Annotated in this window: 19 protein-coding genes; 8 read left to right on the top strand and 11 right to left on the bottom strand. The window is 44.4% G+C overall.

The genetic code is table 11. The annotated features are described in order from the left end of the window. Nucleotides 1–2: 2 nt before the first annotated feature. Entirely contained in the window at nucleotides 3–962 is a 960-nt protein-coding gene (locus tag IGI92_RS00915; protein WP_005232674.1) for an alpha/beta hydrolase, read from the bottom strand. A gap of 218 nt (nucleotides 963–1,180) precedes the next feature. On the opposite strand from IGI92_RS00915, the gene IGI92_RS00910 reads away from it, so the two are divergent. Beyond that, on the top strand, nucleotides 1,181–2,110 hold the full coding sequence (locus tag IGI92_RS00910) for a methyl-accepting chemotaxis protein (protein ID WP_430599796.1): 930 nt from the start codon (nucleotides 1,181–1,183) through the stop codon (nucleotides 2,108–2,110). An 89-nt stretch (nucleotides 2,111–2,199) separates the two neighbouring features. Here IGI92_RS00910 and IGI92_RS00905 read toward each other — a convergent pair whose 3' ends face one another. From IGI92_RS00905 to IGI92_RS00895, 3 genes are read right to left on the bottom strand one after another with little or no spacing between them, the layout of a single operon-like run. Further along, nucleotides 2,200–2,952 (bottom strand): hypothetical protein, encoded by a 753-nt coding sequence (locus IGI92_RS00905; RefSeq protein ID WP_430607663.1) that lies wholly within the window; start codon nucleotides 2,950–2,952, stop codon nucleotides 2,200–2,202. Nucleotides 2,953–2,956: 4 nt separating this feature from the next. After that, on the bottom strand, nucleotides 2,957–4,342 hold the full coding sequence (locus tag IGI92_RS00900; protein ID WP_430607661.1) for a hypothetical protein: 1,386 nt from the start codon (nucleotides 4,340–4,342) through the stop codon (nucleotides 2,957–2,959). A gap of 49 nt (nucleotides 4,343–4,391) precedes the next feature. Beyond that, the gene (locus tag IGI92_RS00895) at nucleotides 4,392–5,696 is read right to left on the bottom strand and encodes a hypothetical protein (RefSeq protein ID WP_430607658.1); all 1,305 of its coding nucleotides are present in this window, start codon (nucleotides 5,694–5,696) and stop codon (nucleotides 4,392–4,394) included. Nucleotides 5,697–6,106: 410 nt separating this feature from the next. Between IGI92_RS00895 and IGI92_RS00890 the strand changes: the two genes are divergently transcribed. After that, a complete protein-coding gene (locus IGI92_RS00890) occupies nucleotides 6,107–7,243 on the top strand; it encodes a serine protease (RefSeq protein ID WP_430607656.1) in 1,137 nt (378 codons plus the stop codon). A 108-nt stretch (nucleotides 7,244–7,351) separates the two neighbouring features. Here IGI92_RS00890 and IGI92_RS00885 read toward each other — a convergent pair whose 3' ends face one another. The 4 genes from IGI92_RS00885 to IGI92_RS00870 all read right to left on the bottom strand — a co-directional run bounded on the left by IGI92_RS00885 (nucleotide 7,352) and on the right by IGI92_RS00870 (nucleotide 10,642). Continuing rightward, nucleotides 7,352–7,852, bottom strand: a complete 501-nt coding sequence (locus tag IGI92_RS00885; RefSeq protein ID WP_061053579.1) for a hypothetical protein — start codon at nucleotides 7,850–7,852, stop codon at nucleotides 7,352–7,354. 243 nt (nucleotides 7,853–8,095) lie between these two features. Beyond that, complete coding sequence (locus IGI92_RS00880) at nucleotides 8,096–8,524, bottom strand: DUF1761 domain-containing protein (protein ID WP_008376507.1); 429 nt, start codon at nucleotides 8,522–8,524, stop codon at nucleotides 8,096–8,098. Between the two features lie 106 nt (nucleotides 8,525–8,630). Beyond that, entirely contained in the window at nucleotides 8,631–9,977 is a 1,347-nt protein-coding gene (locus tag IGI92_RS00875; protein WP_008376509.1) for an amino acid permease, read from the bottom strand. A 296-nt stretch (nucleotides 9,978–10,273) separates the two neighbouring features. Then, on the bottom strand, nucleotides 10,274–10,642 hold the full coding sequence (locus tag IGI92_RS00870; RefSeq protein WP_016619558.1) for a YxeA family protein: 369 nt from the start codon (nucleotides 10,640–10,642) through the stop codon (nucleotides 10,274–10,276). 321 nt (nucleotides 10,643–10,963) lie between these two features. On the opposite strand from IGI92_RS00870, the gene IGI92_RS00865 reads away from it, so the two are divergent. The 6 genes from IGI92_RS00865 to IGI92_RS00840 all read left to right on the top strand — a co-directional run bounded on the left by IGI92_RS00865 (nucleotide 10,964) and on the right by IGI92_RS00840 (nucleotide 16,983). Then, nucleotides 10,964–11,515 carry a GNAT family N-acetyltransferase gene (locus tag IGI92_RS00865; RefSeq protein WP_005232691.1) on the top strand — a complete coding sequence of 184 codons (552 nt, stop codon included), beginning with the start codon at nucleotides 10,964–10,966 and terminating at the stop codon, nucleotides 11,513–11,515. Between the two features lie 75 nt (nucleotides 11,516–11,590). Continuing rightward, entirely contained in the window at nucleotides 11,591–12,517 is a 927-nt protein-coding gene (locus tag IGI92_RS00860) for an ROK family protein (RefSeq protein ID WP_005232693.1), read from the top strand. Nucleotides 12,518–12,574: 57 nt separating this feature from the next. Then, on the top strand, nucleotides 12,575–13,333 hold the full coding sequence (locus IGI92_RS00855; protein ID WP_005232695.1) for a MurR/RpiR family transcriptional regulator: 759 nt from the start codon (nucleotides 12,575–12,577) through the stop codon (nucleotides 13,331–13,333). Between the two features lie 159 nt (nucleotides 13,334–13,492). Further along, a complete protein-coding gene (locus IGI92_RS00850; RefSeq protein WP_008376519.1) occupies nucleotides 13,493–14,803 on the top strand; it encodes a PTS sugar transporter subunit IIC in 1,311 nt (436 codons plus the stop codon). Nucleotides 14,804–14,835: 32 nt separating this feature from the next. Continuing rightward, nucleotides 14,836–16,275, top strand: coding sequence for a 6-phospho-beta-glucosidase (locus IGI92_RS00845; protein ID WP_034878166.1), 1,440 nt, complete (start codon nucleotides 14,836–14,838; stop codon nucleotides 16,273–16,275). Between the two features lie 204 nt (nucleotides 16,276–16,479). Continuing rightward, nucleotides 16,480–16,983, top strand: a complete 504-nt coding sequence (locus IGI92_RS00840; RefSeq protein ID WP_086316755.1) for a GNAT family N-acetyltransferase — start codon at nucleotides 16,480–16,482, stop codon at nucleotides 16,981–16,983. Nucleotides 16,984–17,026: 43 nt separating this feature from the next. Here IGI92_RS00840 and araD read toward each other — a convergent pair whose 3' ends face one another. Genes araD through IGI92_RS00825 form a run of 3 tightly spaced genes read right to left on the bottom strand, consistent with a single transcriptional unit; the run spans nucleotide 17,027 to nucleotide 19,229 of the window. Continuing rightward, entirely contained in the window at nucleotides 17,027–17,713 is a 687-nt protein-coding gene (gene araD, locus IGI92_RS00835; protein WP_430608474.1) for an L-ribulose-5-phosphate 4-epimerase AraD, read from the bottom strand. Further along, nucleotides 17,685–18,584: an L-ribulose-5-phosphate 3-epimerase gene (locus IGI92_RS00830; RefSeq protein ID WP_429961668.1), complete on the bottom strand. Its 900-nt coding sequence runs from the start codon at nucleotides 18,582–18,584 to the stop codon at nucleotides 17,685–17,687. The genes araD and IGI92_RS00830 overlap by 29 nt, the downstream gene beginning before the upstream one ends. Nucleotides 18,585–18,590: 6 nt before the next feature. Beyond that, entirely contained in the window at nucleotides 18,591–19,229 is a 639-nt protein-coding gene (locus IGI92_RS00825; protein ID WP_430607650.1) for a 3-keto-L-gulonate-6-phosphate decarboxylase UlaD, read from the bottom strand. Between the last annotated feature and the right edge of the window lie 60 nt (nucleotides 19,230–19,289).

The following is a 19,289-nucleotide window of genomic DNA, read 5'->3' as shown; positions in this document are numbered from 1 at the left end:
TTTTATTCTGCTGGGACATTTTTTTCCGTCAGCCAACCGACAGCCAGTGTCATGGCAGCTCGTGCAGCTTGGGTCTGATCCATCGCATTGACCATCACAAAATCATGGATGATTCCTTGCAGACGTGCTTGGGTAACTTCCACGCCAGCTGCTCGTAAATGCTGCGCATAGGCTTCCCCTTCATCCCGCAAGACATCTGCTTCCCCCGTAATGATCAACGCTGGTGGCAGATCGGCTAACTCCTCTTTGGTCGCTCGTAAAGGAGAAGCGGTAATTTGATTCCGCTGTGTTTCATCCGTCGTGTATTGATCCCAGAACCATTGCATCCCTTCTTTGGTCAGAAAATAGTTTTCGCCAAATGCTTCATACGAAGGCGTATCAAAGCGGGCATCTGTCACAGGATAGAACAATAATTGCTGTGCGATCGGAATGCCACCACGGGCTTTCGTTAACAAGGTCATAACAGTCGCCATGTTCCCACCTACGGAATCGCCAGCCACGGTCAAACGGGTAAGGTCTAAGCCTTTGACATCGACAAATCCCGGTAATTGCTGCAAGACCGCATAATTTTGTTCGATCGCCGTTGGGTATTTTGCTTCTGGCGAACGACTGTATTCAGGAAAAATGACGATCGAGTTGGTTCGTACCGCCAATTCACGGATCAATTTATCATGAGTTGCGGCACTGCCGAAGACCCAGCCAGCGCCATGGAGATAATAAATAACAGGGAGAATCGCATGATTTCCTTCGGGACGAACAAAACGAACATTGATGGCCCCCCACTCGCCTGTATCTACGGTCTGATCTTCTATCTCAACCGCCAGTTTATTGACGGGTGACTCTTGGACTTGTTCCAATAGTGCGCGCCCTTCTTCTGGCGGTAATTCATAGATCCGTGGGTGCGGTGCATTTGCCTCACTAAATTCAACGGCTGCTTTTTCCAACGAAATTCTATCTGTCATACGATTCTCTCCTTTTGTTTGAAATCGTTCGTGTTGATCTTAAGGGTACCACCAAGTCATTCTGATGCAAAGAATCTTGCTTTCTTCTGTTTCCAAGCATTTTGTTCGACAAAAAAGGTGGTTTTTGCACTCTTAACTGCCTTGCCTTCATGACCGATAACTGTAAGACACTCGCTGTGTAAACTTCCCAAAAAACTGAAAGGCGTAGGTAAGTACGTATGAAATTCACATTAGATGAAACACAAAATAACCGTCTGCTCGCTGCTATTTTTCAAGAACTCGCTGTCATAGTCTTTGATCCGCAAAAAGAAGTTGTTTTCGCCAATGCCAACATGACTGATATCCTAGGGTACAGCCAAGAAGAAATCATTGGCTTGCCGCATCGGACCTTTTGTTTTGACCATTATGCTGCCAGTACGGATTACCAAGCTTTTTGGAATCAACTGCTGTACTCAAAGCAACGGTTTCAAGACAAAATCATCCGAAAAAACAAACAAGGAGAAAAACTGATTTTAGAAGGGATCTACTTCCCCGTCCTCGATGAGCAGCAAGAAGTCGTCAACGTCGTCAAAATCGCTTTTGACATTACCCAAAGAGAACAAGCCTTAGCGGTCACTATCAAAAAAGTGCAAGAAAGTGCTGCTTCCCTGACACGACTTTCTGCCAACGGGCATCAGCAAGTCGATCATTTGTCAGAAAACTTGGCGCAAGTCAAACGGCTGTCTGATCAAAATCAAGCAACGACCCATGCCTTAGAAATGGATAGCCAACAGGTGACAGCGGTGCTGCATGACATCGACCGCATTGCACAACAAACCAAACTGCTATCCTTCAACGCTTCCATCGAAACAGCACGGATCGGCGAACAAGCAGCTGGCTTTCGGGTAGTTGCCGATGAAATGCAAAAATTAGCCGAACAGACCAAACAGTTGACCCAAACCATTGCCGCAACCATGCAAGCCATCAACCAACAAGCCTTAGTCGTGTTAGATAGTACCGAGTCGACGACTATGAAAATCAGTGATTCGCAAAAAAGTCTCGCTGCCGTTTTGCATTCTTACGACACGCTGCGAACGACGGCCAGTCTTTTAAACGATGAAGCCGAGTATTTAACAGGGACCAACAATGCTGAGTTGGAAACCACATGAAGTGAAAGAGAGCGCCGCTGTTTGCGACGCTCTCTTTGTTTTTTTGACCAATAAATTGATTCCCTATTTGATTTCATCGATACTCAGCACTAGCCAGTCTCCCACTCTTGCAACAACTGCTGTAATTCTTGCAAAAATGATTGGGTCGCAAAGCCCAATGCTTGAAGAGGAACACGATATTCCTGTTGAATCACCAAAAAGCTACTAAACATTTTATGCTGGACCTCAAAACCGAGGTTTTTCCAAACACTCCAGGAAAAACTGACTATTCGTTTTTCTTTCTTTTCGTACGTGCACAAATACACTCGTTCAACGCCAAAAAGCAGTCCCGCATTCGCTTTTCTGCCAGTCATCTTTGACGTTAGCAGTGCCAGAGGCGTCTCCGTTTCAGGCACTTGAAAACTGGTAAGGACTTGTCTTTGCCATTGCCTTGGTAGCACTTGTCTTTCTCCAGAAAAACAGAACAAAAAATTTTGTTTTTGAAAAAAAGCATTCAAACGATTTTGCCGCTGGTTGCGCTGATGGATGGGCGCCCTTTGAATCGGAGACGCCTGGTTTCTTGACGTTAGTTTTGGCTGCTCTTGTCCAACGAAAACGTCGGCTGATGGTGCGTTTTCCCTAAGAGCAGCAGATGGCAGACTGATTTTCTTCAAAAGAGCCGCCAGCTGGGTCAGCGCAAGCTGTTTGTCCGTCAGGGGACTGGACTGGGCAATTTTGGCGTGGTCAAAGGGCAATTTGATCACCATTTTCCCACGACAATACAGACAAATCGCCGTGCCGACACCCCAGTTTACTTCTAGTTCCCCTAAACAATGGGGACATTGAATGGGAATGATATCCATGAGATCATCCTTTCGTTTTGATGCATCGATCAGAGCTATTCGTTGTAAAAATACGGATCGCATTCCAGCTGACAAACGCCAGCAGCATGACAAAAGACAAGCCGTAGAAGCCAAAATACCAAACCAATATTGCTAAGAAGAGAATCAATGCGAATTCATACGCCATATTTTCCAGACCACTGTAAAATACTGTCTTTCGGACGAGTTTCTTTTTTCGGGCTTCAAATGTCTGCAAAATAGCTATTTGATTTGCCTGTGGCTGACTGAGTGCTTGATTCAGATCCTTTTTAAACTTTTTATGTTCTTTAAAGAAGTTGATTTTTTGCGTAATCAAAAAAAATGAAACTACTAGCCAAATGACAAAAAGCACGATCGATGTGCCAATCAAACTAAAGGCAACGGCAGGCATTAAAAATCCACCAAAAATAAAATTTAAAAGGGTCCCTGAAATTATTCCGAATGAAAAAAAGGTATAGCAGAACTGCCATAGGACACTGCTGGTCTTCGAAAAACTTTTTTTCACTTGCACCAGCTGTTCACATTCAGGGAGCTGGGTTGGAAAAAGGCGTTCAGCATCGGTGCCATCAGCCACGAAAGAATAGGTTTGGTTTCCGTATTTGAATCCGCCAATGTAATAAGGAAAATACAGTTTTTCCGTATCACATTGTTTCGGAAAAAGAGTCAGTTGAACCTCATTGGCAACATCTGCTCCCACCAAATGGTCTTTGGCTTTTGCTTCAAAGACTTCCATTAGATGGGTATCAGAGAGTGCCGCTTCTCTGGAAATATCAAAGGGCAGCACCTGAACGCCTTGGCTAAGTGCCGAAAACTGCTGCATATCCGTGCAATAGGCGGCTCCTTTTTGAAGATGCAGCGGCAGCTTACCATTGATACTGTAATCCGCTTCTTTTTGGGTATCTGTAGGGAAATATTCATTGAAAATTGTTGTATTCCCGCTGTTATGTAAAGAAATGTCGGCAGTAATGCGCCCACTCCCCCTCTGCTGTTCCTCGTGGACATAGCTCCCTCTCACTTGAGCATCATAAGCAATTTGAAAATAATACATCGGGATAAATACACGTTTTAGATGAACCATCTCTAGCTCAAAAAAGATACTTTCCGAGATGGTGTCTTGCCATGCTAGTCTATTTTTCAACGCCGCTTCACATGCCTTTTCATCATAGGCAAACGGATAAAATCCTTCTTTGACGGTCCCTTGAATGCGTGACAACTCTTTAAGCGAGACGACTTGTTTTGTTTGTTCCTGGTTTTTTTGTTCCGGTTTGATCAACAGCTCATTTAAACAATACTGACAGACTGCTTTCCCTGAGTCCCAATCAACTTCTAGACGTCCCAGACAGCTGGGACATTGGATTTGGGTGATTTTCATTTTTTCTCCTTTTTTATGAATCGTTTTTTCTTTTCAACAAGATGGTTTATCAAAGAAACCGAAGAATGTTCCAAATAAGGGTAACGACCACGACCACATAAGCGAGCGTATCGAGCCATTCATAAAATTTCCTCATTCTTGCAAGATGCTTTCCACGCTTCTCGTAGTTTGCTAAAAAAGCTGTCCCAGCCGTTTTCTTACCTAATAATTCTCTTTGGCACTCATCTCTAAATTTTTGGGCTGTTTTGAGGTACTGTTCTTTTAGAAAGTGCAACACTATCCCCGATACTACCCAATAAACTGCAGTTGGCAGGGAACTCATGACAATCCCCCCTATGACAGCTCTGAACACTCTTCCTAGAGGGATCCATTCAGAAATGAATAGCGCCAAGATCATCAGGATCACACCTAACGTAAAAAAGAGTACGGAGGACCAGCCAAAAACCTTACGAGCTTTTGAAAAATTCGCAACCGTTTGATAGGTAGCTTGGAACTGTGGGATAATCGGCAGCTTCATTCGGTCAGGATCTTTGCCGTCGATCGCAAATTCAAAGGATTGCTCTTGGTACTTGAAGGTGCCCATATACAGGGGAAAGTAGAGCTCTTCTGTAGCACAGCTGATCAGGGAAAGATTTAGGTGCAGCTCTTTTAGATGATCGGCAGATTCTTTCTTCTGGATCACCGCATTCGCATGAGCTCTCAATTCCGCTTGTTTTTCAGAACCAAAGAGCGCCTGCTCTTGCTCAATATCAAAGGGAAAAACATGAATAGCATGTGCTGAGACTAGCTGTTGAAATTCCTTTTGATCGGTACTAAAGTGCGGTTTTCTTTTCATTTCATCATTGACCTCAAAGCTCTGAGGAATTTCTTGTTCGATCACCTCCGAACTGCCGCATTGATAGAATATAACCGTCTCACCTGAATGGTCGCCTCGCTTCTTTTCCCACGTGGTCGTATGCGATCCTTCCCATGCAATGGAATGGGTATCGTAGCCAAAGGCCCCCTCCCACTGCATCGTATAGGTCACCTGAAATTCATAAATCGGAATAAAATATCGTTTTACCTCGCTGACTTCAAGATGAACGATAATGTCCTCAGGAACTGATTCCTGTTGGATCAGCCATTTTTTCAAGGCATTTGCTACCTCGTCTTCATTAAAGGCAAACGAATAAAACCCTTCTTTGACTTTTTGAAAAACTACGGGAGCCTGTTCATTCGAAGCTTCTTGCGTTTGTTTTGGCGGCGACTGTAGGACTGATTTAGTTAAGCAATATTGGCAGACTGCTTTTCCTGTCTCCCAGTCAACGGTTAACTGACCCAAGCAGCTGGGACATTGGATTTGTGTGATTTTCATTGCTACTCCTTTTGCACATACTGATTTTCTTATCAATGAAGTGGCTTAGTTGCACATGAGGGGGAATGTCTTTTTTATGGTGTTATTTGGGGAAAGCCGCTTGTTTGCAGGTATTTGCTCGATTTCATCCGTTTGTTCAAAGCGTCTTTTTCCAGTAATGAAGTAAATACGTGTATTAGGACCAAGAGCTGTTTAGCAAAAAAAGCAAATACAAACGAAAAACAACTCTTTGTACATCATTTTATAATAAAAATTTCTGTAAATCTATTTATTATTGATAAAAATCTATTGGTTTGCTAGTTGAACACCCTCCATACGTTCAGCAACCCTAGCTAGCCGGTTATTGATGGCGGATACGTTAGTAAAAATGTTATAATTAAATTATTCACAAGAAAGGAAATGAAAAAAGTATGGGGATATTTATTTTTGTTGTTGGTTTTTTGACAATGGTTGTAAGCGGAATCTTTTTTGTTCTTAGTTTGATCAAGAAAAAGCCGCTTCGCAACAAAATCGTTATTTTTATGGGTGGTTTTCTCTTATTGATCGGCGGGGTATTATTGACTCCTACAACAACACCGGAGCTTCACGTAGATGAAGCAGAACTGGTTACGAATGAGCAAGGTGAAGCAGCGATCACTGGGCAAACCAATCCAGAAGCGCAACTGACGATCAACGGGATGGAGGTTTCGCTGGCGGACGAAACATTTTCTTACACCGTGCAACTTAAAGATGAAGAGGAACAGGAATTTACCCTCCAAGCCTCAATGGGTGGAAGCACCAAAGAAGAAGTCGTCACCGTCAAACCTTCTCGCGCATTTCTAGCGAGTTTGCAAGCTGAAAAACAAGAACAAGCAGCACTGGAAAAAGCCGAGACGGCACTGGCGCTTGCCGAAACCCAGCCAAACCAAAAGAATTACGACGAAGCCGTGACGCTGATTCATGCTTTGAGTAAAACCTACGAAGATTTCGCTACCCGGCTAACCGTGGTGGAAGAACATCTTGCCATCGGCAAAGCCCTCGATACTGCTGAAGCTTCCCTTGAGCGCAGTGATTTCGATCAGGCAAAAGAATTAGTCGCACAAGCGGTTTTGAACAAGGAAACGTTTGAAAGTCGGTTATCCACTGTAGAAACCAAGATTTCTGAGAAAGAAGCAGAAGCCCTCGTTGCAGAAGCTGTCCAAGCGGTGGAAGCGGCAGAGGCGGAGCCGACAAAAGATGCCCTTGCTCGTGCAGAAGATGCTGTCGCTCGTCTCAAGACCCCCGATGAGGAATTAGCTACTCGAACGAAAACAGTGGCGCGAACGATCACTGCCAACGAACAAGCAGCCGCACAAGCTAAGGCGGAGGAAGAACGGCAGGCAGCCGCCGCTGTGCCAGAACAAAGCCAGCCAGCCGCTGCTAGCAATCAAGCCCAAACGTCGGTCCTCGTTACACCAACAGGTTCGAAATATCATACGAGAAAATGCGGTAACGGTACCTACACGCCTGCAACTTTAGCAGAAGCGCAAAGTCGCGGACTTACTCCTTGCGCAAAATGTTTTCCGTAATAGTCACTAATATTTTGCAACGAAAAAAACAAACCTCATTTTTGTCTAAGGTTTGTCTGCAGTCTAAAGCGGTTGTCTCGTCGGAGGCAGCTGCTTTTTTATCACTTGCTATTTCTCATCGTAAGAAAACTCGTACTCGTTTTGTTCATCATCGATCAGACGCTTGTCATTGTTGTCCACCATTTTGAATACTTTCTCAAAATCATCGCCAGTCATGCGCACTTCCTTTTTCTCTTGATCAATGATCACTTGGGCATTTGTCACTTCAAAGGTGTGCATAGTGCCGATGTCTGCCGCAGTCAGTGCTTTGCTTTTGGGAAACTCTGCTTGCAGTGTTTCGTTGATCTGCACTAATTGCGCCTCTTGTTCTTCTACCAATTCCGCAGGTTCCTGATTCGGATCGACCAAAAAACTCAGCGTTTTATTGACGGTGAGCTTTCCATCTTCCAAAACGTACAAGGCATTTTGTTGATGACTGTTGCTATTGGTCAATACTTGATTTGCAGCTGCAGAGTCAACCCCTGAGCGGCTGCAGCTTGCCAAAAAAAATAGCACCGCCAGACAAACGGTAGCAAACATTCTTCTACCTAACTTGCTTTTCGTTTTCATTTTTCCCCTCCTCGTTTTCCCTAAGTTTCCTTCTTTCATGATTTTTCGCAAACCCGTGGGTTTGTGTTTCCTGTCAAATTGAGTTATTTTCAGTATAGCATAAACAATTTGCTTTTATAGCTTTTTTTTATAGTTAGATTAATTTCACGCGCAAAAAAACCAACCTTGTCGAGACAAGATCGGCTTTCTTTAGGATTGATTCGTTGAGATCTTTGAACGTTCTCGCTGGGATATGATCGCTGCCTATTGTCCAATTAGTCCGACAACAAGCCCTAAAACGATCACTCCTAGAAACCCATTCACAAGGTGCAGCCCAACTAATTTACGGGACTGTCCCGAGTAAACAGCCATCACGAAGGTGGCGACCCCATACACCCCTAGCCACAATAAGCAAGCGACTTGCAAGGAGGTCATCAGCCAACCATCATGATCGAATGTGGCAAACCAATAGACGACTTGATAGGTCGCTGCCGATAAGAGAATCCCACCAACAATCGTGCCGCCAAAGGTAAAGAGCATGTCACCGGTCGTCATCTGCTGACCGTCCATCTTCTCTGCCATTCCTGATTCTTTCGCCCAAAACTTGCCCCACTTATGCATCGGGTTGTAAAGCAGACTTTCCACCACAACCCAGCTGAGGGTGCCGAAAATCAATGTCCAAAAATTAACCATTTTCGTTTTCTCCTATACTTTATTTTTAGCCATGTTCCTGAGAAGCGAAAAAATAGCCAAGCGGGCTGTTCCTTCTCCATCAGTTTATGCCTTAAGGGAAGGTTCTTCAACTTTTTCCACTGGTGTCCCCTATTTTTCGATGGTTCCAATAAAAACTAAGAAAAATGATCGTATACAGCAATGCGGTGAAACCTGTAACCGCTAATGGGTTAGTGATCAAGATACCGGCAAACAGCAAAAGCAACGCAAGGATCGCCCCGCCCAAAAAAATCGTATAGCCCATTTTCTTCTGCTTGCGTACCAAAACAAACGCCGCCACACTGATCAACAACCAAATCAGTAATACAGTATACGACAGGGAGCCTGCCAGATAATTGAAGAGTTTGTCGCCTAAAAAGTAAGAAAGAACGACTCCAAGATATAAAGTACCGCTGCAAAACATGATCGCTCGTTGGGGCACGCTGTTTTTATTCAGCATCGTGAAACGGCTTTTTTTCTGGCCATTGTTGCTTAACCGGAAAAACAACGTTCTTGAAGAAGCATAGACCCCAGAATTGATGGAGGAAAACAAGGCCAAAATGATCACTAAATTAACGATGTCGGAAGCAAAAGGCACATGGATTTTTTGAAACACCATTACAAAGGGACTGACATTTGGATCTGCTAATTGATTCCACGGATAAATGATCAGTAAAAGAAACATAGGAATGATGTAAAAAGCGGCAATCCGAGTCATTACTCCTTTGATTGCTTGAGGGATCGCTTTTTTGGGATTTTCTGCTTCACTAATCGTGATGGCTACTAACTCAGAACCGCCATACGAATAGATTACGACCAATAAAGAATTGATAAATCCTTTGAGACCGTGAGGGGCAAAACCACCATAGTCTGTCATTTGTCTCATCGTCGGTAAAAAGCCCAGATCAAAGACTTGCGTGGCAACCAGATAGAGACCCACCAAGATCAGCACAATCACCACACTGATTTTGGCCCACGAAAGCCAGTATTCCGTTTCTGCAAACAAGCGGACCGAAAACAAATTGATGATGGTCGTGAGTAGTGCCAAAATCAAAACAAAGATCCAAGCGGGAATATTGGGAAACCACAGCTGCAAAAAGCTTGCGGCAGCAACTGCTTCGGCGATGATGTTGATCATCCACATTGACCAGTAGATCCAATCAATGAAATCAGCTGTATGCAAGCCAAGATACGGCTGGACTAAGCCCGAAAGGCCATGTTGTTTTTGGTCAGATAAAACCAACTGTCCCAGTCCTGTCATGACGACAAATAAGATCAGCCCACAAAAAATAAACGCTAGCAAGACCGCAGGCCCCGCTAACTGGATCGCTTCCCCACTGCCTTTGAATAGGCCGGCACCGATTGCGCCACCTAGTGCCAACATAGTGATGTGTCTGGTTTTCATCTGTTTTTTTAATTGATTTTTTTCTGTCATACGTTCCTCCTCGAAAACCGTTGATCCTTCATACACAGTGATTCTCTCACCGTTGCTATTTTTAATTATATGAATGATTTTTTTTAACTACCTCATAGAGAATACCAGACGTTTCTACTATTGCAACTAAGAATTGAAAAAATTATCTATTTTTTCTGAAAATTCTATCATCCTCTAATCTTTTTCACCCAAATCAAATCTTGGCGAACTTTTCTTTAGGTGAAGGTACTAAAAAAAGCCATCTCCCAACTTGTGGGAAATGACTTTCTGTCCGTTTCTTCAAGCAGGCTCGATGATCAATGGGTCGTAACCAACTCGTCTTTGATAGCGTCAGGGAGATCCTGCTCGGTCACCTCTTGATACGACTCCACATGTTTGCCCTTTGCATCAAGCTCTAGGTAGGCATTTTCTTTTAATTTTTGTGGTGCCCAAAACGTGATTTTTATTTTTTGTCCATCTTCATTGATTCCTTCTTGCGTATATTCATAGGCATCATGTTCTTGCGGCACGCCATACTCATCGGATGTTTTGACATAAACCTTTTTCTCCGGTACGAAAGGATTGAAACGATCCACCAGCTGAACCAGTTCGCTGGAATCATCTTTCGTAAAATAAGACCATGTAACCAATGTGACGGTCCCGATCGTTAACACGAGCAGGATCATACTAATTGCTTTTTTCAAGTGATTGTCCTCCGTTTTTTCTATCTACCTTCAGTATAAAAAAACAAGCGATAAATATAATCAAACTTAAGACGTATTTTTCCGTCGGTCATTGTGACTAAGGTATCAATGGAATATTTTCTGCTTTTTCCACCTAAATGTATAGACAAACAACTAAGTTACTCCTACAAAAACGTCCCTTCTCACAGGAAGACCAGACTGTTTAATAAGTATCGTGATTTTTCATTCTTTGTAGTAAACTAAACTGCAACAGCTTACTTTTAAATACTCATGATTGAAAACTATAGAAAATCGAGGTGTCTCATGCTAGAAATCAAACTGATCGATCAAGAACACCAAGCTGATATCCGCTTGAAAAACGAACCCTTCTCCTTATGGGGGAAAATGCTGCCGTCTTATAATGAGGGCAACTGGCAGTACACGATCTGTAAATTTGCACCTGAAGACATTCAGACGATGCGTTTCCCAGATGAAAATTATTGCTATGATGAAATGAGCCGAAACAGTCTGTTTATCGGTGCTTATGATGATGGAAAATGCATCGGCTTAGCGATCGTTCAAGACGCTTTTTTCAAGTATCTGTACCTCTATGACTTAAAGGTCAACACAGACTACCGCAAGCAAGGAATCGGTCAACTGTTGATCCAACAGGCACTGAAAGCGGCCCTTGCCAAAGACTATCGCGGAATCTATACACAAGCGCAGGACAACAATCCTTCTGCCTGTCTGTTTTACTTGCGAGCAGGCTTTCGTATCGGAGGCCTGGATACGGAGGTGTACAAAGGAACCAATCAGGAAGGCAAAAGTGACATTTTGTTTTATTTGGATGCAGCGGAAACGGCTGTCAAAAAATAGCTGAAAAAAGAAAAAAATTCCTCCTGCCAGATGGTACACTTAAGGCAACAATGTTTTGAAAGGTGAGGAAGAAGAATGTACGTAGGATTTGATATTGGCGGAACAAGTATTAAATATGGGGTTTTAGATGAAACCGGAGTGATCCTTGAAAAATCAGCGATCCCCACTAGCTATGAGCCAGCCCAGTTTTATCAGGATCTACTCACGATCATCGAAGATGCCCAGAGCCGCCACACGATTGATGGCATTGGGATCAGTGCCCCAGGGATCGTTCAAAAAGACGGGTTTATGTTAACGGCTGGCGCCATCAAATCGTTATATGGTGAAAATTTTAAAGCAGTCTTGGAAGCGCGTACAGGATTGCCGGTGGCGGTGGAAAATGATGCCAATGCAGCAGCGATTGCTGAAAAATGGATCGGGAATGCGCAAGAGGTAGCCAACTATTTGTGTCTTGTCCTAGGCACTGGTGTAGGCGGTGGGATCGTAATCAATAATCAAGTCTACCGAGGTGCTCATGGCATGGCTGGTGAATTTGGTTGGATGGTGATCGATCAGCTGCCAGAAGAAGGCAATATCGAGGAAAGTTCCATCAATAAAAAAACTGCCGTCGTGGGCGGCTTGATTCGCCTCTACAATTTATCTGGCGCAGCAGTTCCTGGCTTTGAACCCACCCAAGACGCCAAAGAGATTTTTGACCGCGCGCAGCAAGGCGAAGCATTGGCGTTGAAGCTGACGGACCAATTTCTAACGGATTTGTCTGTAGGGTTGATCAATTTGATTAGCTGTTTTGACCCAGAATTGGTATTGATCGGCGGCGGCATCAGTGCCAATCCTTATTTCTGGGAACGCCTGCAGGCTCGCTTGACGATCACGGAAACACGGCATGAAGCGATTAATTATTTGCGCGGACAAACCATCGCGCCTGTTCGTCCAGCGAAGCTAAAAAACGATGCCGGCTTGATCGGCGCAGTCTATCAGATCCACCAACAGCTGCACCGTTAAAAGTTCGGATATGCTATACTGGTGTAAATTGATTATCTAGGACAGCGAGGAACCAGCATGGCGCTTTTTGAACAATTAAACTTGAACAAGCTCTCTGCGGTAGAACAAGAAATCTACCGTTTTATCGTCAATCACTTAGAAAAGATCCCGTATATGCGTGTGCGCGACATTGCCGATGATGCTCATGTCTCTTCGACTTCGGTCTTTCGTTTTATTCAAAAAGTCGGCTTTCAGTCGTTTCCAGAATTTCGCTTCTATATCAAAAATCATTTAGAAAAAGCCCATTTTGACGCGCATCCTGAACACTTAGGTTTAGAAGCGCGCATCAAAGGCTTGAATATGCAGATCTTCCACCCTGATGCGGAATACCAAATACGAAAACTTGCCGAAGCGATGCGGGATGCCGATTTGATCTTATTTATGGGGATGGGGGCATCCGGTGCGATCGCGCAATACGTTGCCCGCAAGCTAGCCAGTCTCGGTTACTTTAGTATCAGCATTGATGAGCTGACCTACCCAATCAAAAGCTTTTTGCGAAAAGATCAAAAAAATGTTTTGGTTTTTCTGAGTGTCTCTGGTGAAACCAAAGAACTGATCGAAGTCATTACCGGTTTAGACAATCAAGCGATCGTGCAGAAATACTGCATTACCCCTAATCGGGAAAGTACGTTGGCACGCCTGTGCGATTATTCGATCGAGTATGCGATCAAAGAGGAACGCAAAGACATCTTTCTTGATTTGACTAGTCAATTGCCTTCAGTAGCGATTTTAGAAACACTGATCGGCTATTTACAAGATTATCGTTCCAACCCTTGATGGTTCAGTTTACTGAACCATCTTTTTTTGTAACACTGTGTTCCGGATGCGGAATTTTTTTCATTTCTTGAGAGATATGTACGGAATCCGTATCCGCTTACTTTTAGCCGCTTTCATTCGCTATAATGATGGCATCAATTAAGGAAAGGTGTTATTATTATGCAAAAATTCAATGACCTGTTAGACCGCTCGTTGGTACCAATCGCAACAAAGTTGAACAATCAACGCCACGTAGCAGCGATCCGGGATGCATTCATGCTGATTTTCCCACTGACCATCGCTTCTTCTCTCGTTATTTTGGTCAACAATATTTTATTTTCCAATGAAAGTTTCATCGTGCAATTATTTCAACTGAATCGGCTTTTTCCTAATCTGGAAAGCGCCCAGCAAGTTCTAGCTTCCGTGGCGAACGGGACCATCAACATCATGAGTTTATTCATTGCGTTTCTTGTTGCCCAACTTTTAGCCAAGCATTTCCAAGCAGATGCTACGCTAGTTGGTTTGACAAGTGTCGCTGCCTTTATGATCTTGTACCCGACCTCGTTTGCAGTAGATGATGTCAATGTGATCTCTACACAATATTTAGGCGCCCAAGGGTTGTTCGTAGCTATGATCGTGGCTTGTTTGGTCGGTGAATTCTTACCGAAGCTTTTCAAGGTCAAACGATTGCAGATCAAAATGCCTGAAATGGTACCACCAGCTGTTTCCCGTTCCTTTTCTGGCATGATTCCGATCGTGATCATCGTGGCAGTCACTGCTTTGATCAATTTCTTAGTTTTAATGATTGCACCGGAAGGCATCAATGAACTGATTTACAACGGGATCCAAAGTCCATTGCGGGATCTGGGGGGCAATGTCGTCGGTGTCTTGATCTTGGCATTTTTGCAAACCACGTTGTTTGCGATTGGGATCCATGGACCAAACACATTGAATGCGGTTCGTTCAGCGATTTTTACCGAACAAGATCTAGCTAACCTAGACTTTATCAACCAGGGCGGCTCCTTGTGGGACGTTCCTTACAAAGAAACCTGGGGCGTTTTAAATGATATGTTCGCAAATATGGGCGGAACTGGTATGACATTGGGCTTGATCATTGCGATCTTCATCGCTTCAAAACGTCCAGAACAACGTGAGATCGCTAAGATGTCCTTAGTTCCAGGAATTTTCCAAATCAATGAACCGATGATCTTCGGTCTACCGATCGTCTTGAATCCAATCATGATCATTCCGTTTATTTTGACACCAATGGTCAATATTTTGGTGGGTTATTTTGTCACTGTTGTCTGGCCGATCATGCCGACCCCAGCGATTGGGGTACCATGGACGACCCCAGGAATCATTAATCTCTTTTTAGGAACTGGAGGAAATGCGATCGCTGCGGTTGTCGGTGTCGTTTGTCTTGCGATTTCGGTCTTGATCTATTTGCCTTTCGTGATCGCCTCTAACCGTTCCCAGAAAGTAGAATTATAAGCAAACGAATGAGTCGAGGAGGAATGAAATTTATGTCCGCAAAAATGCCGAAAGATTTTTTATGGGGCGGCGCGATCGCTGCCCATCAAGCGGAAGGCGCTTGGAATGTTGCTGGCCGTGGAATGAGTACCGCCGATGTCATGACGGCCGGTGGCAACGGTATTCCCCGTAAAATCACCAAAGGAGTCATTGAAGGGGAATATTACCCGAACCATGAAGCCATTGACTTTTATCACCGTTACAAAGAAGATATCCAGTTATTCAAAGAACTGGGCTTGAAATGTCTACGGACATCGATTTCTTGGAGCCGGATCTATCCAACTGGAACAGAAGAAGAACCAAATGAAGCCGGTCTCCAATACTACGATGATCTTTTCGACGAATTGCAGGCAAATGGCATCGAACCCGTCATCACTTTGTCTCACTTTGAAATGCCTTATGCCCTCTATGAAGAATTTGGTGGGTTTGCTAACAAAGAAGTGATTCCCCTCTTTGTCAAATTCGCTAAGACTGTTTTTCAACGGTATCGTGACAAAGTGACGTATTGGATGACTTTCAATGAGATCAATAATCAAGCAGATGGGCAAGAGCCGTTGCACGTTTGGACCAATTCTGCCATGATCATCGAGGATGACAGTCAAAAAGAAGCACTCGTCTTTCAAGCGGGCGTCAATGAGTTGATTGCCAGTGCGGCAGCCGTGATCGAAGGCAAAAAAATCAATCCAGAGTTTCAGATTGGTTGTATGATGGCCTATGTCCCGGTCTACCCCTACTCTTGTGCGCCAGCTGATTTGATGGCATCCGTCAAAGCCAATGAACGGCGCTATTTTTACAGCGACGTCCACGTACGAGGCAAGATCCCAACCTATGTGCAAAAATATTGGGCAAAAAAAGGCATCACGATTGAGATCACGCCCGAGGAACAAGCGCTATTAAAAGCGGGAACCGTTGATTATATTGGGTTCAGCTATTACATGTCAGGAACGATCTCAACCCTTGATGAAGTGGCTGGCACACCAACTGAGGATATCCCGGGAGCAAAAATCGTGAGTAATCCTTATATCAGTGCTTCTGATTGGGGCTGGCCTATCGATCCAGTCGGGTTGCGCTATGTGTTAAATACGATCTATCAACGCTATGACTTGCCGCTATTTATCGTAGAAAATGGCTTTGGTGCTTACGATCAATTAACCAATGAACAGCAAGTCCATGATGACTACCGCATCACTTACCTGAAAGAGCATATCGAACAGATGGAAAAAGCGGTGGTTGAAGATGGTGTACCGCTATTAGGTTATACGCCTTGGGGGATCATTGATATCGTCAGCTTCGGCAGCGGCGAAATGGAGAAACGCTATGGCATGATCTATGTCGACAAAGACAATACCGGCAAAGGAACCTTGAATCGTTTGAAAAAAGATTCCTTTGCGTGGTACCAGCAAGTAATCGCCTCTAATGGTGAAACGCTCTAATTACTGCTTCCATGACTAACACAAAAACCGCCCCCTCGTTTCGCCATCCTCCTTTTTACATTAGGAGCCTGGCAACGAGGGGGCGGTTTTCTTATTAAAGAGGTGCGCCATTGCGAGGATGCTTTTCTTATCATCACTAAACACTACCTCGATGCTGTGGTACACTATAGCTATTCATTTACTTTTACGTTAAGGAGGAACTGCATGAAGCCGATATTTCGTCCGATCCAATCTCAAGATGATGCGCCATTAGCTGCTATCATTCGCAAAAGCTTGACCGACCACCAGTTGGCGGTTCCAGGAACTGCCTATTTTGATCCCGAGTTAGACCACTTAAGTGAATTTTATGCAGCAGATCCTGCTAGCCGCCATTATTTTGTCGTCACCGATGAATCGGGTATCCTTTTAGGCGGCGGTGGTCTTGCCACTTATGATTCAGAAGGGCAAATCGCCGAGCTGCAAAAATTTTATCTCAGTGATGCCGCCAAAGGGCAGCGCCTCAGCTATCCCCTGCTGGCGAAGATCGAGGCCAAAGCTTTTGAACTAGGCTATCGGCAACTCTATTTAGAATCCCATCATTCTTTAGAAGCTGCCTTGCATGTCTATCAAAAAGCCGGCTATCGCGCATTGTCCCAGCCACTATTGGCGGCACAGCATACCACGATGGATCGCTTTTATGTGAAAACACTCGTTGAAGAAAACGAATAGAAAAGCAGCCATTCCTTGATCGCTAGGAATGGCTGCTTTTCCGTTATCCTTGTCCATAATAAGCATGTTCGCCATGCTTGCGGAAATAATGTTTATCCAGCAAATAATCAGCGATCGGTGTTCGATCCAAGGTCAAAGCTTCGGTACCTAGTGCCATTTCTGCAACCTCTTCTAAAACAATACTATTGCTGACCGCTTGTTCCGCAGATTGCCCCCAAGTAAAGGGACCGTGTCCCGCTGTGAGGACAGCTGGGCATGCAAGCGGATCTAATCCCCGCTTTTCAAACGTCTCGACAATGACTTTGCCGGTTTCTTTTTCATAGTCTGCCGTTACCTCAGAGGCCCGTAATGGTCGTGTACAAGGGACACTACCATAAAAAGTATCCGCATGCGTCGTTCCATATGCAGGAATGTCTCGCTGTGCTTGCGCCCATTTTACCGCATTTGTCGAATGCGTATGGACGATCGCCTTGACGCCTTCGAAGTGCTTATACAATAGCGCATGGGTTTTGATATCCGAGGAAGGCTTCAACGTCTTCGCCTCTTTCGGTGTTCCCGTTAAGTCGCAAACCACCATTGAATCAACCGTCATCGTCTGATAATCAACACCACTTGGTTTAATGACGATAATCCCTAAATCTCGATCAATCTCACTGACATTTCCCCAAGTCAGCGTTACTAGCCCTTCCTCAGGCAGTCTCTTATTGGCTTGATAAACTCGCTCTTTCATCAATTGAAGCTGATTGATCAAGGTAACCGACCTCCTTTAGTTTTGGTAATAAAAATGCTTTGGCTTGTTCAATCTCCCCAATCGGGTCAGCGCTCGTCTCACTCCACATCTCGATGACAAAAGAACCGTTATAATTCAACCGCTTCAGCGTGCGTAAGCAGCCATCAAAATCAACACACCCAGTGCCAAACGGTACTTCTTTAAACTTTCCTCGAAACTTATCTGAGACCGCCAATGTATCTTTCAAATGAATCTGGGTAATCTCGCAAATGCCTTTTTCTAATTCATAACCGACATCATTTTCTGGCCAGGCCGATAGGTTCCCGACATCTGGATAGACTTGTAGATAGGGCGAAGGGATCTGCTCCTTGATCCGTAAATACTTTGAGATAGAATTCAGAAACGGATCATCCATGATCTCTAGTGACAAAACGACCCCCTTTTCAGACGCCCTGGCGACGGCTTCTTTTAGATTGGCAATGAACCATTCTCGGCTACAAAGACTTTTTTCCTCATAATACACATCGTATCCGGCTAATTGGATGCAGCGAATACCCAAATCTGAAGCCAAGTCGATGGCTTTTTCCATCAGATGCATCGCGTGCTTGCGCTTTTTTTCATCGATCGAACCAAAGGGAAACCGCCGATGTCCACTGAGACATAAAGACAAGATTTTGATCCCCGAGTCATAGATTGCCTCGACGATCTCTTTGCGCTGTGCTTGGTTCCACTCTAGGCGTGCCAAGCGTTCATCGGATTCATCGATGGACATTTCAATGAAGTCGAAACCTCGGTCTTTGACAAACTGCAATCGTTCCGGCCAAGAAAGGGCTTTGGGTGTTGCTTTTTCATATAGACCGATCAAACTCATAGAAAACTACCCCCAAATCCGTAAAATCTCTTGCTTGAAATCAACTGCTGCTTGTTGCGGATCGTCAGCGGCAGTGATGCCTCGTCCTGTGATAAAGGTATACACATCAATGCCGGCAAACAGAGCCAACGTCTCGACGCTCAATCCTCCCGTGACGGACATTCGAAACCCCATATCGATCAATTTACGGACTTTCGTTAAATCTTTTTCTCCCCATGTTTCACCAGCTAACAATGCGTCACGACTTTGATGATAGATGGCTTGTGAGATGCCGGCATCTAGCCACTGCTGTGCTTGCTGGTAGGTCCAGTCACCATATAATTCTACTTGGATCTCAGCAATTTCTTTTGCTGCTGCCTTCATTGTTGGGATCGTTGCTGCACAAATCACGGTCATATAATCCGCGCCAGCTTGCTGGCAGTTTTTGGCGACCGTCCCACCGGCATCGGCACATTTTGTGTCTGCTACGATCAACTTCTCCGGATACATTGCTCGGAAACAGCGTAATACCTGTTCTCCTTCTTGCAACAATAAAATAGTCCCTGCTTCAATAATATCAACCACATCGCCGACTTTTTTGATATCTGCCAGTGCACTAGCTAAATCGGAGTGATCGCAAGCAATCTGTAGTTTTGGTCTGCTCATGAAATTCCCCTCTCTTTTGTTTGACCAATCTTTTTGTTTTGCCACATCCTGTTACGCTGA

The sequence above is a fragment of the Enterococcus sp. DIV2379 genome, from assembly GCF_050542965.1.
Taxonomy (GTDB): domain Bacteria; phylum Bacillota; class Bacilli; order Lactobacillales; family Enterococcaceae; genus Enterococcus_D; species Enterococcus_D entomosocium.
Note: the sequence above shows the minus strand (reverse complement) of the source record. Positions and strands in the feature narration are given on the sequence as shown.

What these genes read in the sequence shown, in the direction of transcription:
- IGI92_RS00915 (WP_005232674.1), bottom strand. Translation starts at nt 962, where the DNA reads ATGACAGATAGAATTTCGTTGGAAAAAGCAGCCGTTGAATTTAGTGAG.
- IGI92_RS00910 (WP_430599796.1), top strand. Translation starts at nt 1,181, where the DNA reads ATGAAATTCACATTAGATGAAACACAAAATAACCGTCTGCTCGCTGCT.
- IGI92_RS00905 (WP_430607663.1), bottom strand. Translation starts at nt 2,952, where the DNA reads ATGGATATCATTCCCATTCAATGTCCCCATTGTTTAGGGGAACTAGAA.
- IGI92_RS00900 (WP_430607661.1), bottom strand. Translation starts at nt 4,342, where the DNA reads ATGAAAATCACCCAAATCCAATGTCCCAGCTGTCTGGGACGTCTAGAA.
- IGI92_RS00895 (WP_430607658.1), bottom strand. Translation starts at nt 5,696, where the DNA reads ATGAAAATCACACAAATCCAATGTCCCAGCTGCTTGGGTCAGTTAACC.
- IGI92_RS00890 (WP_430607656.1), top strand. Translation starts at nt 6,107, where the DNA reads ATGGGGATATTTATTTTTGTTGTTGGTTTTTTGACAATGGTTGTAAGC.
- IGI92_RS00885 (WP_061053579.1), bottom strand. Translation starts at nt 7,852, where the DNA reads ATGAAAACGAAAAGCAAGTTAGGTAGAAGAATGTTTGCTACCGTTTGT.
- IGI92_RS00880 (WP_008376507.1), bottom strand. Translation starts at nt 8,524, where the DNA reads ATGGTTAATTTTTGGACATTGATTTTCGGCACCCTCAGCTGGGTTGTG.
- IGI92_RS00875 (WP_008376509.1), bottom strand. Translation starts at nt 9,977, where the DNA reads ATGACAGAAAAAAATCAATTAAAAAAACAGATGAAAACCAGACACATC.
- IGI92_RS00870 (WP_016619558.1), bottom strand. Translation starts at nt 10,642, where the DNA reads ATGATCCTGCTCGTGTTAACGATCGGGACCGTCACATTGGTTACATGG.
- IGI92_RS00865 (WP_005232691.1), top strand. Translation starts at nt 10,964, where the DNA reads ATGCTAGAAATCAAACTGATCGATCAAGAACACCAAGCTGATATCCGC.
- IGI92_RS00860 (WP_005232693.1), top strand. Translation starts at nt 11,591, where the DNA reads ATGTACGTAGGATTTGATATTGGCGGAACAAGTATTAAATATGGGGTT.
- IGI92_RS00855 (WP_005232695.1), top strand. Translation starts at nt 12,575, where the DNA reads ATGGCGCTTTTTGAACAATTAAACTTGAACAAGCTCTCTGCGGTAGAA.
- IGI92_RS00850 (WP_008376519.1), top strand. Translation starts at nt 13,493, where the DNA reads ATGCAAAAATTCAATGACCTGTTAGACCGCTCGTTGGTACCAATCGCA.
- IGI92_RS00845 (WP_034878166.1), top strand. Translation starts at nt 14,836, where the DNA reads ATGTCCGCAAAAATGCCGAAAGATTTTTTATGGGGCGGCGCGATCGCT.
- IGI92_RS00840 (WP_086316755.1), top strand. Translation starts at nt 16,480, where the DNA reads ATGAAGCCGATATTTCGTCCGATCCAATCTCAAGATGATGCGCCATTA.
- araD (WP_430608474.1), bottom strand. Translation starts at nt 17,713, where the DNA reads ATGAAAGAGCGAGTTTATCAAGCCAATAAGAGACTGCCTGAGGAAGGG.
- IGI92_RS00830 (WP_429961668.1), bottom strand. Translation starts at nt 18,584, where the DNA reads ATGAGTTTGATCGGTCTATATGAAAAAGCAACACCCAAAGCCCTTTCT.
- IGI92_RS00825 (WP_430607650.1), bottom strand. Translation starts at nt 19,229, where the DNA reads ATGAGCAGACCAAAACTACAGATTGCTTGCGATCACTCCGATTTAGCT.